Below are 15615 nucleotides of genomic sequence, written 5' to 3' on the forward strand. Positions count from 1 at the left end.
GCCTGCTCTTTACTATCAACCGCTTGCTGGATGCACTGCAATCAGCGGCTGTGATCCACAGCGCGGTCCGCGTTGACGGTCCTATTCGGACTGCTAGCTATGGAGCGATATCGACCGTCCGGGGCCCTGCCATGATGACTGAATCCAGCCGCCCGCGTCCGTCGCGTCGCCGCATATTGGCTGGCGTGGGACAGGCTGCTCTGGTGACGGGGCCTGCCACCCTGCTGCCGCGTTCAGTCAGCGCCGTTGTACCACCCGCGCCAGGCGAAAGTAGCATCACCGTCGCCAAGACGCGCCCGTTCGACCTCGCCGATGTGACACTTGCCGACAGCCCCTTCCTGCACGCGCAACGCCTGACCGAGGCCTATATCCTCGGTCTCGATCCCGACCGGCTGCTGCACAATTTCCGCGTAAACGCGGGATTGCCGCCGCGCGCGCCCGCCTATGGCGGATGGGAGAGCGAGCCCGAATGGGCGGACATCAACTGCCACGGCCACACGCTGGGCCATTATCTGTCAGCCTGCGCGCTCGCCTATCGCTCGACGCGCGACTCGCGGTTCCGCGCGCGCATCGAGCATGTCGCGGCCGAGCTCGCAGCGTGCCAGGCGGCGTCGGGCAGCGGACTGGTCTGCGCCTTCCCCAAGGGGCCTGCGCTGGTCGCGGCGCATCTGCGCGGCGAGCCAATCACCGGCGTGCCCTGGTACACGCTGCACAAAGTCTTTGCGGGGCTGCGCGATTCTGCCGCGCTTGCCGACAGCGAGACGTCGCGCGCGGTGCTGCTGCGGCTGGCCGACTGGGCGGTGGTGGCGACGCGCCCGCTCAACGACACGCAGTTCGAGACGATGCTCGAGACAGAGCATGGCGGCATGAACGAGGTGTTAGCCGACCTCTATGCGATGACCGGCAAGCCCGACTATCGCACCGTCGCCGAACGCTTTTCGCATAAAGCGATCCTGACGCCGCTAGCGCAGGAGCGCGATCATCTCGACGGTCTGCACGCCAACACGCAAATCCCGAAGATCGTCGGCTTCCAGCGCGTCGCCGAGGTGACGGGAGACGAACGCTACCACAATGCGGCGCGCTTCTTCTGGCGCACGGTGGTGCTCACCCGCTCGTTCGCTCCGGGCGGGCACGGCGACAACGAGCATTTCTTCCCCGTCGCCGATTTTGGCGCGCACGTCTTCTCGGCCAAGGGATCGGAGACGTGCTGTCAGCACAACATGCTCAAGCTCACCCGCGCGCTATTCCTCCAGGACCCGCGCCCGGAATATGCCGATTATTACGAGCGCACGCTGTTCAACGGCATCCTTGCCTCGCAGGACCCGGACAGCGGCATGGCGACGTATTTTCAAGGCGCGCGCCCCGGCTACATGAAGCTGTACCACACGCCCGACCGCTCCTTCTGGTGCTGCACCGGCACGGGCATGGAGAACCACGTCAAATATCGCGACTCGATCTACTTCCACGACGACGACGCGCTGACGGTGAACCTGTTCTTGCCCTCCTCGGTGGCGTGGCGCGCCAAGGGTGCGGTGCTGACGCAGACGACCAATTTCCCCGACGAGCCCTCCACCACGCTGCGCTGGACGCTGCGTGAACCCACCGCGCTGACGCTGCGGCTGCGCCATCCGGGCTGGAGCCGCACCGCCCGCGTGCTGGTCAATGGCGAGGAGACGGTGCGCTCGTCCAAACCAGGCCGCTATCTGGAGGTGGCGCGCACCTGGCGCACGGGCGATCGCGTCGAGCTGCGGATGGAGATGCACGCCGCAGTGAACCGCTCCCCCGCCGCGCCCGAGATCGTCGCCTTCACCTACGGCCCGCTGGTGCTGGCGGGTGCGCTGGGTCGCGAGGGGCTGGCGCCCGGCGCGGACATCGTGGTGAGCGAGCGCAAATACGGCGTCTACAACGATGCGCCGATCGCCGTGCCGACGCTCGCGGGCGATCCCGCCACCGTGGCCGAACGGCTGCGCCCCGGCGACCGCCCGTTGGAGTTCACGCTCGCCGCGACCGACGGCCGTCCGGTCCGGCTGGTCCCCTATCACCGCATCGCGCACGAGCGCTATGCCACCTATTGGCCCCTGGCACCCGCGGTGGCGTGGGGGCACGACCGCGGCGAGGGATCTGCTGGGTAGGCGTCTGGAGGCCGCATCCCGGTCGCTGCTGTTATTCTCGCCCTGATGCTTAGACTGAGAGGAGACGATATGGACGTTGATCGCCGGTCGTTGCTGGCCTCCCTTGGGGGTGTCGCCGGATCTTCGCTCATGCCGCGTCCGCTCCACGCAGCACGGCGGTTGGCCTTTGAGCCGAACTGGCCGTCGCTGATCGCCGGTTATCAAGCGCCGGACTGGTTCCGCGATGCCAAGTTCGGCATCTGGGCCCATTGGTCCGCGCAATGCGTGCCCGAGCAAGGCGACTGGTATGCACGCGAGATGTATCTTCAGGGCTCGCGTGCCTATCGGCATCATGTCGCGCAGTACGGCCACCCCTCGCAGGTCGGCTTCATGGAAATGTATCCGCGCTGGACGGCACAGCGCTGGGATCCGGCCCGGCTGCTCGATCTCTACCAACGGGCCGGCGCGCGCTATTTCATGGCGCTCGCCAACCATCACGACAATTTCGACAGCTACGCCTCCACCTATCATCCGTGGAACAGCACGCGCATCGGGCCCAAGCGCGACATCGTCGGTGAATGGAGCCGGCTGGCGCGGCAGCGGGGACTGCGCTTCGGCGTGTCCAACCACTCCGCGCATAGCTGGCACTGGCTCCAGCCGGCCTATGGCTATGATCCGGAAGGGCCGCTTGCCGGGCGCCGCTACGATGCGGCCTGGCTGACCAAGGCGCAGGGCCGCGGCACGTGGTGGGATGGGCTGGATCCCCAGCAGCTCTATGCCGGCCCGACCATGAAGATGCCGGACGGCATCCGCTCAATCGCCGCGGCCAACGACTGGCACGAAAAGAACGACCGGGTCTGGAACGAGAACCCGCCCGCCGCCAATTCGAGCTTCACGCGCAACTGGTTCCTGCGCTGCCGGGAGCTGATCGACCGTTATCGGCCGGACATGCTGTATTTCGACAATTTCGCGCTGCCACTGGGGCAGGCCGGCCTCGACATCACCGCGCATTTCTACAACCAGTCGATTGGCTGGCACGGCCGTAACGACGCGGTGGTGACCGCCAAGGGCACCCCGGCCGACCGGCGGCCGGGCATTGTCGACGATGTCGAGCGCGGGGTGCATGATGGCATTCAGCCTTATCCGTTCCAGACCGACACGTGCCTGGGCCAATGGCACTACGACCGCAGCGTCTACGAGGGGAACGGCTACAAGACGCCGGCGAAGGTGATCCATACGCTGTGCGACGTGGCGGCCAAGAACGGCAATCTGATGCTGTCCGTTCCCATGCGCGGCGACGGTACGATCGACGACAAGGAAGAGGCGATCGTGGAGGCGATCGGCGTGTGGATGGGGCGATATGGCGCGGCCATCTACGGCACGCGTCCCTGGCATCTGTTCGGCGAGGGGCCGACCAAGGCGAGCGGCGGCGACTTCAACGAGGGCGGACGGAACTCGCCTTTTACCGCCAGAGACATACGTTATGTCCGCAAGGGCGATGCGGTCCATGCCCTGGTGCTCGGCTGGCCCGAGGACGGCGTCGTGCGGCTGCCCGCGCTCGCGAGCCGCGGCACGGTGACGCGCGTGACGATCCCGAACGACGCCGCGCCGCTCGTCTTCCGACGCACCGCCGACGCGCTGGAGGTCGAGCTGCCGGCCGCGCTGCGCAACGCGATCGGCGTGGCATTGGTCGTCAACGGGGCGGGGTTGGCTTAGCCGCCTTCCCGCAGCGACTATTCCGCATGAGGTCGCGCGGTGACTGTCGCGATTCACCCGTCGTCAGGTCGACGAAGCCAGCGCGGTGAACGTCGCCTTCCCGCAACTTGCGTCATTAGGCAGCATTTGCCGTTCATTACATGGCGCCAATCAGATAGGCACGTTGTGGGGATCGACGCTGGTAAAACCATACGTCCGGTAGCGGCTTTGCACGGTACGGCCGGTGACGCTAATCTCCGTATACCCTTCCGGCGTGCCAAGAAATGACCCACGCCAATCGGCACCCGCAACGGCCCCCGTCGTGATGAAGGAAATGCCGTTCAGCTCGATCCGCTCGTAGCTGTGGCTATGTGCCTGCAATACCGCCAGCACGTCATGTCCTTGGAAAAGGCGAAGTATCTCGCGGCCATTGACCGCATACGTCCAATTATGCGGCGTATCGAGCCAAGATGCCGGTTCATAGCATTGCAGCGCCGACAGGATCGGGATGTGCGCGACGGCGATGATCCGTCTGTCCTTGGGTTGCGCCGCCAGGTCGGCGCGCAGCCACGCGAGCTGTTCGGCATCGACGCGCCCCTCATAGCTCCGGTCTGTGGTCAGGCCGACCGTGTCGAGCACGACGAAATGCACGCCCTTGTGGTCGAAGGCGTAGTAGCGTGGGCCGAAGCGCTCGATATAGAATTGCTTGCCATAGTCCGCCGCGGTGGGGTCGATCCCGCTCTTTGGAAAGACGCCGAGGCAGTCGTGGTTGCCAAGAACGTGATACACTTTCTTGCGAAGGTGGGCCCGCTCGGTGCGCTGATAGAGGTCCATCAGCATCGTCGCGCGCCCGCGTCCGGTTTCGAGCGCGTCCTCGATATGGTCACCGCCCTGGATGACGAAATCGCAGTCCGAAGCCGAGACCTGCTCAAAGCACATCGCACAGGCCCGTGCGGCATCGAGTTCGGGTCGGATATGGCAGTCTCCCATGAAGACAAAGCTGAATGCCTGATCCCGCCGCGACGGTGTGCCGGGCGCCACGGACCCGGCGGCCGGCATGAGAGGTGCGCCCACCGCGAGCGCCAGGAGTGTACGACGATCCATACCATACCTGTTGTGGAAGGGGCCGAAGCGGCGGGAAGGTGAGTGGCTTCCCGCCCCGTCACATCAGAAGTGCGCGCGCGCCGTCACGAAAACCTGGCGTGGGGCCGCCGCCTGCAGGGTCGTGTACGTACCACCGGGGTCGGAGGTCACAAACCCGGCTGTGCCGGTCGAGGCGATGTAATGCGCATCGAACAGGTTGAGCACGTTGGCTTGAAGCTCGAACCTGCGGTTGATCCGGTAGCCAGCCGTCAGGTTGACGTTGACCGCGCCAGGCAGAATGGCGTCGTTGAGGTACGTATAGTATCGCCGGCTGCGATAATGCGCCGAGACACCGCCCCATAATGTCCCGTCGTCGTAATTCAGTTCGGCATTGCCGACATTCTTCGGCGACGCCACAACCTGCTTGCCCTTGGTCGCGACGACGGCGCCGCCGAGTGGCTGGACGTTGTCGTCATAGGTCGCATCATTATAGGCCCAGCTGCCGTACGCCGACCAGGTTGAGCTGATCCGCCAGTTCGCCGCGGCCTCGACGCCGCGTGACGAGACGCTGCCGACGTTCTGCAACACGTTCTGGTTGCCGACGATTGTCGCGCTGATCGACGAGGCGAGAAGGCGATTGGTGAACTTGACGTAATAGCCGGTCAGCGACAGCTGCAACGCGCGGTCGTGGAAGCGATAGCCGGCTTCGAACGTGTTGGTCATCTCGGGCTTCAGGCTGCCGCGGATGTAATTGAAACCGGCCTGCGAGCTGCTCGAGAACGGCCCGGCCGACGTCGAGGCGACGAACGCCGCCATATTTCGGGTATAGTCACCGAAGAATTCGTTGTGCGCGTCCATCGTGTAGAGGCCGCCCAAAGTCGGCAGGAACCAGTTTTCGGCTTTGATCGATCCGTCGATCGGCTTGCGACTGACGATGCTGTGCGCGGTGTTCGTGGAGGAAACGCCCTTGATGCCGGCGTTGAGACGAAGCTGGTCGGTAGCCTGCCACGTGTCGCTGATGTCGAGTTGCACGGTGTCGGTGCGGTATTGGTTCGAATAGGTCGTCTGAAACGGATTGGTGTAAAAGTGCTGGAAGTTGCGCGGGGCCACGCCAGCTTGGAGGCCATAGAGGTAGTTCGCCTGGTCGAAGGCGTTATGCTCGTACCACAGGCCACCTGTGATCTGGTGAGTTCTCGCCCGCAGCGTCAGGCGCGAAATGACGCCTTTGCGATCGATGGAATATCGATTGGCCGACACCGAGAGGGGAGAGCCGCCGAACGCCGCTGGGGTCGGGTCGTAGGGGTCGGCATACGTACCGATGCCCTTGTCGAGATGGATATAGCCGGTCGTGAAGCCGCTAATGTTGGGCGAGAGCTCGTAGGCGAGCTTCTCATAGCCAAGCAGGTCGCGCCGTACTCCGCCACCCTGGTAGACGCTGTCGTCGGCACTCACATAGGGCGCAGGCGGCGTCCCGCCATTCTGCGTCAGCGTCGCCAATTGTTCGGCAAGCGCGAAGGTCGGAATATTGTCGAACTGCCAACCATAGACCCGCAGTTTTGCGAGCGAGGTGTCGAGATAATCGTCCTCGCGTCGATCGATGAGGTCGATGAAGGTAGTGGATGTCACGCCTTCACCGATCGTCTGGATATATTTGGCGTTGACCTGGTCTTGGACCTGCTTGCCCCAGCCTTTCCACTTCCCTTGTCGATCGTGCGCGTAAGACAGCGCGAGCCGACCGCCCCACGGAAGGTCGCCGGTGTTGACGCGCACGAATCCTCGCCACGAATCAGCGCTGCCGTAACTTCCTTCGAGATCGACACCGAATCGTGTAGCCGGATCGATCGAGGTGAAGTCGACGGTGCCGCCGATATTGCTGGTCGACGCCGTCCCCAATGCGCCACTGCCCTGCGCGAGCGTCGCGGTACCATTGTTTTCGGTCAGCAGCGCCCGGTTGATCGAAAGACCGTTGTTGTTGCGATATTGCATATTGCCGAGCGGAACGCCGTCCAGCGTATATCCCATCTGATCGGTCAGGAAGCCGCGGATCGACAGCTGCGTCGCCGCCTCATAGGTCCCGCGCGCGTCCGACGAATCGAAATTCACGCCGGGTAACCGTCCGAGCGCGCGCAGCGGCGAGGCGCCGGGGGTCAGCTTTTTCATCGCCCGAGGCGACACGCTTTGCACCTGGCGCGACTGTCCCTGCCCCAGCACGATGATATCCTGCGTCGCGGCACTCGCCGCGTCATTTGGTGCCTCGACGGGCGCGACTTTCAGCGAGATCATCGAAGGCGTCTGCTCGGCGATCACCAACCCCTGCCCCGCGATCAGTCGGCGCAGCGCCTCCTCGCGGCTGAACATCCCGCGCAAGGCCGTAACCCGGCGCGTGGCGACCGCGTCATAGGGGAAGACGACATGGACGCCGGCCTGCCGCGCGAACCTGTTCAGCGCGCTTGCGGTATCTGACGCCTTGATGTCGAACCGTATGCGTGCGGATGGCGATTGCGCCGTAGCGATCGAAGGCAACGCGATGGCGAACGCCGGCAACGCGACCGCGACGAGGGCCGTCGTCGTGAGAAACTTGAACATGGAAAATCCCCGCTTGGCACGAATGTCGATGCAGGGATGGATGGGCGCGGAAAAACCGCTACCCGGTTTGCAAAAAAACTCAGGCGCGGGTGAGAATGACCTCGCCGTTGCCGATCCGGGTGGCGCGCACGTTGAACGAGGTACGCAACGCCTGCAGGAATTCCGCCGGGTCGGTCGTCGCGAACGTGCCGCCCAGTCGCAGCCGGGACAGAAGCGGATCGCCGATCACAATCTTGTTCGGCAGGTAGCGGTTCACTTCCGACAGGGCATAATCAAGGCTTTCCCCGTTCAGCACGAGCGTGTTGCGCTGCCAAGCGGTGACGCGGCCGAGGTCGTCGCCGTCATGCGAGCGGGTGCTGACCATCCCGCCGTTGACGAACGCCGTGTCGCCGGCCCGCATGTGCAGATCGCCCTCACCCGATAGCCCCCCCTCGACTACCGCCAGCTCGCATCCCACGCCGCGCAGCCGCGCATTGTAGGTGCCTGGCAGCAGCTGGAACCGTCCGGCGGGTGTCATCAGCTGTGCCTGCCGATCCGCCGCCAAGGCGATCGCGATTTCGCCGCGGTCCAGCCAGAGCCGCATCGGCACGCCGTCTTTCCAGTAGATGCGGCTATCGGTGTTGAGATCGAGCGACACGCCCGCCGCCGCCGCCAGCGATTTGCGCTGCCCCACCGCAGTCGTCGCCATCTCGCGTGCCTGCGCACGATACGCCACGCCACCACCGACAGCGGCAATCGCGGCGACCGATGCGGCGATGCGAAGGACCTGACGGCGTGTGCGCGCGGTCGGTGCCGAAGAGATCGGATCGCCCCTCCCCGGCCGATCGCCGTCTGCGTGACGGAGCCGGTCCATATCCCGCCATGCTCCTGCCACCTCGGCGAAGGCGACAGCATGACGAATATCCGCCGCCCGCCACGCCTCGAACGCCGTCACGTCTGCAGACCCGGCATCGAGTGCAGCCAGCCAACAGGCGGCTTCGTCCGTCAGGTTAGCGTGATGCTGCGAAGATTCGAAGCGATCGGACAAACTTCCTCCACGCAGCGCGCGTGATCGCGACGCGCCTTCGTTACGAGGGCCAGTCCTTTAGCGATATGCTTTTCGACGGTCGAGACGGAGAGTGACAGTGTCTCGGCGATCGCCGCGGGCGCCATGCCCTGGACTTTGCGCATACGAAGGACCCGCGCGCATTGCGGCGGCAAGCCATCGATCAGCTGCAGGAGTTGCTGCATGTCCGATCGGCCTGATGAGACCGCAAAGGCGTCGGGTGCAGGATCCGCGACATCCAATGCCTCCAGCGACGCGAGCAGATCGATCCGTACGACGCTTGCCCGACGCAACCGCTCCAATGCCAGGTTGTGGATGATCGCCAGGACAAAGGCGCGCGGGGTAGTGATCGCCCGATAGTCCGATGCGTTCAACACGCGGGCATAAGCTTCCTGGACCAGATCGTCCGCGTCGTCGCGCCCACAGAAATGCGCCGCTTTCGCTCGATAGGCCGCAGCGTGCGGCAACACATCCGCCACGAACCACCGATCGATGTCGCGAAGCCAACTCACATCACGCCCCCATGTTGGGGCCGCGCCTAATCGCGCTTTCTTACAACGATGGGACAGCTTGAGGCCGTCACCACTGACCGGCCGCTTTCGCTGCTAGCGTCGTGCAGCAGCTTCAACGAAGCGCCGCGATCCCCCTCGTACGAGTTCATCGACAGGACCCAAATGCAGTCGCTCGCCACGTGGTAGGGCGCTCCCCAAAGGGGGTCTTTCGTTCATCGCCAGCAGTGCGTCGTCTGAGTAAACCAGCGTTTGGATGCGGGCAGCTAATCCTTTCCAATCGTCAGAATGCCATCCAAGCCGTCGGCCTTGCCGACCATGCCGGGCACCTCATCCAGCTGGCGCAGGTCGGTGAAGCCGCCCCGATCTTCCCGGTAGCGTACAATCTCAAAGCCATGGCCCTTGAGCGCCGGTATGGCGTCGATTTCGTCAGCCGTAGCAATGTTGACATCGATGGCCTGCTGGCTGCTCATAGGTTTGCCTGCTCCTCGCGAGGCAGTTCGGCGTCTGGGCCATAGTAGAGCTCTGCGCACTCGGCACGCAAACACCCGCCCTCGATGACGATATCGTCCCGATAGGCGTCGGCAATGAACGACAGCGTGTCGATGTGCCTGGCCTCGAAATACATGCGATGAACGTCGTCGCGACCGGCACCGTACACTACGCGCCCGACCTTCGACCAGATCGACGCCATGGTGCACATGCCGCACGGCTGCAGCGTTGAGTAGAGCGTCGCTCCCCTCAGCTCCAGCTCGCCCAGGCTTTCGCAGGCGCGGCGGATCGCCATCATCTCGGCATGCGCGGTCGCGTCGGGCAGCTCATGCGTCTGGTTGCGCTCGGCGGAAATTTCCCGCCCCTCGAGCACGATGACGCTACCCAGCGGCGAAGTGGACGGGTCGGCCCCCTTTGCTCGGGCAATCTCTATCGCGCGCCGCATCCAGCGCTCATCCTCACTCTCGGCCACGCCCTTCTCCTTGTCGGACGTGCAACCTGTGTCAGTCGCAAAGGATGCCTGTTCTGCGGCCGCCGTTGAAATTGTGCTGGTACCGTACTCGACCAGTCATCGATCCGACCGCGCTTTGATCAATCGTATTGATCCAGATCATCTCCGCCCCCGACCGTCATGTTGGTTCGTTCTACCTCCATATCCCAGGGAGCTAACATGGCCGAGACAGTCTCACATACCGCCGGTTCGGGCGGCGAAACGCATCAAACCGCCGGCGAAAACTATCCGGTGCTCACCACCAATCACGGCACGCCGATCGCCGACAACCAGAACCAGCTCAAGGCGGGGCCGCGTGGCCCAGTGCTGCTGGAAGACGAAATCTACCGTGAGAAGATCAACCACTTCGATCACGAGCGGATTCCTGAACGCATCGTCCACGCGCGCGGATCTGCCGCACACGGCTATTTCGAATGCACCGAGAGTCTGGCCGACATCACCGTCGCCGACCTGTTTCAGAAAAAGGGCCAGCGGACCGAGGTCTTCACCCGCTTCTCGACGGTCGCCGGGGGCGCGGGGTCGGTCGACACCCCGCGCGACGTGCGCGGCTTCGCGGTCAAATTCTATACCCGCCAGGGCAATTGGGACCTGGTCGGCAACAACATCCCCGTCTTCTTCATCCAGGATGCGATCAAATTCCCCGATCTGATCCATGCCGCCAAGATGGAGGCGGATCGCGGCTATCCGCAGGCAGCGACCGCGCACGACACCTTCTGGGACTTCATCAGCCTGATGCCGGAATCGACCCACATGATCATGTGGGCGATGTCGGATCGCACATTGCCGCGGACCTTCGCCAATATGGAGGGGTTTGGCGTCCATACCTTCCGCTTCATCAACGAGGAGGGCAAGAGCACCTTCGTCAAGTTCCACTGGAAGCCCAAGGCGGGCCTCGCTTCGACGATCTGGGACGAGACGGTGAAAATCGCCGGTGCCGATCCCGATTTCCAGCGTCGCAACCTGTTCGAGAGCATCGACCGCGGTGACTTTCCGACGTGGGACCTGGGCGTCCAGTTGTTCGACCAGGAATTCGCCGACAGCCAGCCCTATGACGTGCTCGATGCAACCAAGATCATTCCTGAAGAGGTGCTGCCGGTCCGCATCGTGGGGCGCATGGTACTCGACCGCTATCCCGACAATTTCTTCGCCGAAACCGAACAGGCGGCGTTCGTGCCGAGCCACGTCGTTCCGGGGATCGGCTTCAGCAACGATCCGCTGCTGCAGGGGCGGCTGTTCAGCTATACCGATACGCAGCTGTCTCGACTGGGCTCGGTCAATTTCCACCAGTTGCCGATCAATGCCGCCAAGGGCCGCGCCGCCGCGGCGGGCTGCCCGTTCATGAACCAGCAGCGCGACGGTCACATGCAAATGGCGGTGCCCAAGGGCCGCGCCAATTACGAGCCCAACAGCCTGGCGCAGGCGGGTGAGGAAGCCGGCGCGCGCGAGGACCCGGACGGCGGCTACACGACCTTCCCGTCGGGCGAGCAGGGCCAGAAGCTGCGCATTCGCCCGGAGAGCTTCGCCGACCATTACAGCCAGGCGCGCTTGTTCTTCCGATCGATGGACCCGGCGGAACAGGCGCATATCGCCTCGGCGCTGGTATTCGAGCTGAGCAAGGTCAGCCTGGAGCATATCCGCATCGCGATGATGGCCAATTTGCGCAACGTCGACGAGGATCTGGCGCAACGCGTCGCCGACGGTCTCGCCATGGACCTGCCACAGCCGTCGAAGACCGCCGCACCGGTGCTCGACATGGACATCTCGCCCGCGCTGCGGATCATCCGCGGTCCCCTGGAAAAGCATACGCTGCAGGGCCGCACGGTCGGCATTCTGATTGCCGAAGGAACGGACGCCGGCGAACTCAAGGCGGTTCAGGAAGCGGTAAAGGCCGCCGGCGGCACGCCGATGACGATCGCGCCCAAAGTCGGCAAGGTACCGCTGTCCGACGGCAGCACGATCGCCGCGGACGCGCAGCTGTTCGGCCAGCCATCGGTGACGGTCGATGCCTGCGCCGTGATCCTGGCGGACGCCGCCTGCGCCAAGCTCGTCAAGGAAGGTGCCGCGGTGCAGTGGGTGATGGATGCCTTCGGGCACCTGAAGGCGATCGGGCACAATGCGGCGGCCAAGCCGCTGCTCGACAAGGCCGGCGTCGAGCCTGATCCAGGGATTACCGATCTGTCCGGGTTCGTGGAGGCGGCCAAGAAGCGTTACTGGGACCGCGAGCCGAGCGTGCGCACGTTAGCATAAACGCTGTGGTGGCTGGCCAGGGCGTCTGGCCAGCCACCGTGACCCATTTCCGGCCATTCAACTGGATCACGGTGGAGCCCAAAAGCAGATGCCTGCTCCTCTCGTGCTGGGCCTAGCTCGGCGATGGTAGCGGGCTCGGCTTCGAAGGGGTGCGCGTGACGAGCAACAGCACAAGAAGCCCTGCGGCGGATGTGCTTGCGCCGGCAAGCGCCACGGCGGGGTAGCCGAAGCCCGCGGCAATGACGCCGCCACCAAGCGCCGCGCCAATGGCATTGCCGAGATTGAACGCCCCGATGTTCACCGCCGAGGCGAGGTTCGGCGCTTCGGCAGCAGCGGACATGACCCGCACCTGCAACGGCGGCACCAGTGCAAAGCTCGCCGTGCCCCACAGGAAGATCAGCACCGCGCTCGGGCCGGCATGCGGCATCAGCACGGCAAAGGCGACCAGGATGGTCGACAGCGACGCGAGCGTCACGATCAACGTACGATCGACGGACCGATCGGCAAAGCGCCCGCCGAGCCAATTGCCGGCGGTCAGTCCCAAACCATAGGTCACCAGCATCGCGGTAACGAAGCCCAGCGAGGCCTGCGTCACCTCCCGCAGGATCGGCACGATATAGGTGAAAACGGTGAACATCGCGCTCGATCCGACGACCGTGAGGCCCAATGCTGCCAGCACGGGGCCACGGGTCAGTACGCGCAATTCCGCCAGCGCACTCTCTCCACTCGTCGCGGGCAGCGGCGGCAAGGTCAGCCGTAGCGATGCCATCATCGCGACGCCCAGCGCCGCAATACCCCAGAAGGAGGCACGCCAGCCAAGATGTTCGCCGGCCCAGGTCGCCACGGGCACTCCCACGACATTGGCGATCGTCAGCCCCATGAACATCGCCGCCACCGCGCTGGCGCGCCTCTCGGGCGCGACCAGACTGGCGGCCACGACCGAACCGACACCGAAGAAGGCGCCATGGTTGAACGCGGTCAGGACCCGCGCGGCGAGCAGGATGGCATAGCTGTTCGATATCGCCGCCAGCAGGTTGCCCGCCGTGAAGATAGCGGCCAATCCGATCAGCAATGTGCGCCGCGGCACGCGCCCGGTGGTCAGCGTCATCACCGGTGCGCCGATCAGAACGCCCAAGGCGTAGGCGCTGATGAGCAGCCCCGCGGCCGGGATCGAGACGTGAAGGTCATGTGCAATTACCGGCAGCAGCCCCATGGGGGCGAACTCGGTCACGCCGATGCCGAACGCGCCGATGGCCAGGGCCAGCAAGCCTGGGTTGATCTTCATCTCTGGATCCTCACACAAGAGCCGGCGCGAGGCGGGCGAAGCCCTCCTGCTGGCGGTAGGGCGTATGGGGATAGGGCGGCAGCACGGCGCTGGCCTCGTCCAGCGCCGCAATCTGTTCCCTCGTCAGCGCCCAGCCCACTGCACCCAGGTTCTGACGAAGCTGCTCCTCGTTCCGCGCGCCGATGATGACGGACGACACGGTTGGCCGTCGCAGTAGCCAATTGATCGCAACCTGCGGCAGGGTTTTGCCCGTCTCTGCGGCGACGACCTCCAGCGCATCGATGACGCGATACAGGTGCTCGGGCGCGACGGGAGGGGCAAATTGCTCAGTCTCGTGCAGGCGGCTGGATTCTGGCAACGGACGATCTCGGCCGATCTTGCCGGTCAGCCTACCCCAGCCAAGCGGGCTCCACACCAGCGCACCGATACCCTGGTCCGCTGCAAGAGGCATCAGGTCGGCCTCATAGGCGCGGCCGATCAGCGAATAATAGACTTGATGCGCAACGAGGCGCGGCCAGCCGTGTCGATCGGCAAGGCCTTGTGCCTTCATCAACTGCCAGCCCGGATAGTTGGAAACGCCGGCATAGCGGACCTTGCCCGACGCGATCAGCGCGGCCAGCGTTTCCATCACCTCTTCGGTCGGCGTCGCGGCATCGAAGGCGTGGAGCTGCAAGAGGTCGATACGATCGGTGGCCAGCCGGCGCAGCGCGGCATCCACGGCGCGGATCAGCCGAGAGCGCGACGCGCCCCAATCCTGCGGTCCGTCCCCCATCGGCAAGCCCGTCTTCGTGGAGATCAACACCTCGTCCCGCCGACCGCGGATCGCCTGCCCCAGGATCTCCTCGGAAGCGCCGGCGGAATAAACATCCGCCGTGTCGAACAGGGTGACACCCGCTTCGAGGCAGATGTCGATCAGCCGTCGTGCCTCGGCGGAGTCGCTCTGACCCCAGGCGCTGAACAGCGGCCCCTTGCCGCCGAATGTGCCCGTCCCGAAGCTGAGCGCGGGCACGCGAAGGCCCGAGCGGCCGAGTTGCCGATACTCCATGTCTCATCCCTTATGCTGTCGTGGCGCATAGATGGACGCTCGCAGCGGGTCATAATAGGACGTGCACGAGCAGAGGATCTTTGCCATGAACGCAAAGTTGACGGGCGGCACCGATCGCGCACGTGCACTGGCGCTATTCGCGACCGTGGTGGAGCAGCGAAGCTTTTCGGCTGCCGGGCGCGTGCTCGACATGAGCCCATCGGCAGTGGCCCGCGCTGTCGACAGGATCGAGGCCCGCCTTGGCGTGCGCCTGCTGCTGCGCTCGACCCGCGCGCTGTCGCTGACCGCCGAGGGGCAAAGCTACCTTCAGGCGGCGCGGCGTATCCTTGCCGACCTTGACGATGCAGAGCAGCTGATCGCCGATCAGGGTGCGCCGCGCGGCAGGCTGCGCGTTAGCGCCGCATTGTCGCACGGGCGACTCTGCGTCGTGCCGCTGCTCGGCCGTTTCGTGGAGCTGTACCCCGACATCGTCGTCGACATCGCCCTGTCCGACACGCTGGTCGACCTTGCGGCGGGCCAGGCTGATGTGGCGGTGCGCTTCGGTCCGCTTCCCGACAGCGCGCTGACCGCGCGCAAGTTGGGCGAAACCCGTCGCGTGATCATCGCATCGCCAGCCTATCTCGCGCGGCATGGCGTGCCGGAGGAGCCGGAGGACTTGCTCCGGCACAATTGCCTGAACTTCAACTTCCGCCGCGCCGAGCCGGTCTGGCCGTTCCAACGCAACGGTGACGACTTCAGCCTGTCTGTACGCGGAAGCATCGAGGCCAATAACGGCGAGACATTGGCACAGCTTGCCACGGCCGGCGTCGGCATTGCCCGGGTGGGCGCGTTCAGCGCCGCTCACGAGGTGACGACAGGCGCGCTCGTGCCTCTTCTCGAAAGCTTCAATCCCGGCGACGTCGAGCAGATCCATGCGGTCTTCGTCGGTGGCAGCAACGTGCCCGCCCGAGTGCGGGTATTTGTGGACTTTCTGGCGCGCAATCTGCGTTAAGATCCAATCACGGCC

General features: G+C 64.7%; 12 protein-coding genes. 4 read left to right on the top strand and 8 right to left on the bottom strand.

Features of this window, described 5'->3' with window-relative positions; all coding sequences use genetic code 11:
• The first annotated feature begins 131 nt into the window (after positions 1 to 131).
• Positions 132 to 2132: a glycoside hydrolase family 127 protein gene (locus D9601_RS09705; protein WP_198353794.1), complete on the top strand. Its 2001-nt coding sequence runs from the start codon at positions 132 to 134 to the stop codon at positions 2130 to 2132.
• A 129-nt stretch (positions 2133 to 2261) separates the two neighbouring features.
• Positions 2262 to 3827 carry an alpha-L-fucosidase gene (locus D9601_RS09710; protein WP_232474033.1) on the top strand — a complete coding sequence of 522 codons (1566 nt, stop codon included), beginning with the start codon at positions 2262 to 2264 and terminating at the stop codon, positions 3825 to 3827.
• Positions 3828 to 3977: 150 nt separating this feature from the next.
• Here the strand turns inward: D9601_RS09710 and D9601_RS09715 are convergent, their stop codons facing one another.
• The 6 genes from D9601_RS09715 to D9601_RS09740 form a co-directional block, all read right to left on the bottom strand.
• A complete protein-coding gene (locus D9601_RS09715; protein ID WP_198353796.1) occupies positions 3978 to 4910 on the bottom strand; it encodes a metallophosphoesterase family protein in 933 nt (310 codons plus the stop codon).
• Between the two features lie 63 nt (positions 4911 to 4973).
• On the bottom strand, positions 4974 to 7475 hold the full coding sequence (locus D9601_RS09720; protein WP_198353797.1) for a TonB-dependent receptor: 2502 nt from the start codon (positions 7473 to 7475) through the stop codon (positions 4974 to 4976).
• Between the two features lie 79 nt (positions 7476 to 7554).
• Positions 7555 to 8502, bottom strand: coding sequence for a FecR family protein (locus tag D9601_RS09725; RefSeq protein WP_198353798.1), 948 nt, complete (start codon positions 8500 to 8502; stop codon positions 7555 to 7557).
• On the bottom strand, positions 8460 to 8999 hold the full coding sequence (locus D9601_RS09730; RefSeq protein WP_332837965.1) for an RNA polymerase sigma factor: 540 nt from the start codon (positions 8997 to 8999) through the stop codon (positions 8460 to 8462). Before D9601_RS09730 ends, D9601_RS09725 begins: the two co-directional genes overlap by 43 nt.
• Positions 9000 to 9295: 296 nt before the next feature.
• A complete protein-coding gene (locus D9601_RS09735; RefSeq protein ID WP_198353800.1) occupies positions 9296 to 9502 on the bottom strand; it encodes a ComEA family DNA-binding protein in 207 nt (68 codons plus the stop codon).
• Positions 9499 to 9993, bottom strand: a complete 495-nt coding sequence (locus D9601_RS09740; protein ID WP_198353801.1) for a nucleoside deaminase — start codon at positions 9991 to 9993, stop codon at positions 9499 to 9501. The genes D9601_RS09735 and D9601_RS09740 overlap by 4 nt, the downstream gene beginning before the upstream one ends.
• 198 nt (positions 9994 to 10191) lie before the next feature.
• Between D9601_RS09740 and D9601_RS09745 the strand changes: the two genes are divergently transcribed.
• Complete coding sequence (locus D9601_RS09745; RefSeq protein WP_198353802.1) at positions 10192 to 12279, top strand: catalase; 2088 nt, start codon at positions 10192 to 10194, stop codon at positions 12277 to 12279.
• Between the two features lie 112 nt (positions 12280 to 12391).
• Here the strand turns inward: D9601_RS09745 and D9601_RS09750 are convergent, their stop codons facing one another.
• On the bottom strand, positions 12392 to 13564 hold the full coding sequence (locus D9601_RS09750; RefSeq protein ID WP_198353803.1) for an MFS transporter: 1173 nt from the start codon (positions 13562 to 13564) through the stop codon (positions 12392 to 12394).
• 10 nt (positions 13565 to 13574) lie between these two features.
• Positions 13575 to 14609 (bottom strand): aldo/keto reductase, encoded by a 1035-nt coding sequence (locus D9601_RS09755; protein ID WP_198353804.1) that lies wholly within the window; start codon positions 14607 to 14609, stop codon positions 13575 to 13577.
• Positions 14610 to 14694: 85 nt separating this feature from the next.
• Between D9601_RS09755 and D9601_RS09760 the strand changes: the two genes are divergently transcribed.
• Positions 14695 to 15600: a LysR substrate-binding domain-containing protein gene (locus tag D9601_RS09760; protein WP_198353805.1), complete on the top strand. Its 906-nt coding sequence runs from the start codon at positions 14695 to 14697 to the stop codon at positions 15598 to 15600.
• The last annotated feature ends 15 nt before the right edge of the window (positions 15601 to 15615 follow it).

The organism is Sphingomonas sp. MA1305 (genome assembly GCF_016107325.1).
Classification (GTDB): Bacteria; Pseudomonadota; Alphaproteobacteria; order Sphingomonadales; family Sphingomonadaceae; genus Sphingomonas.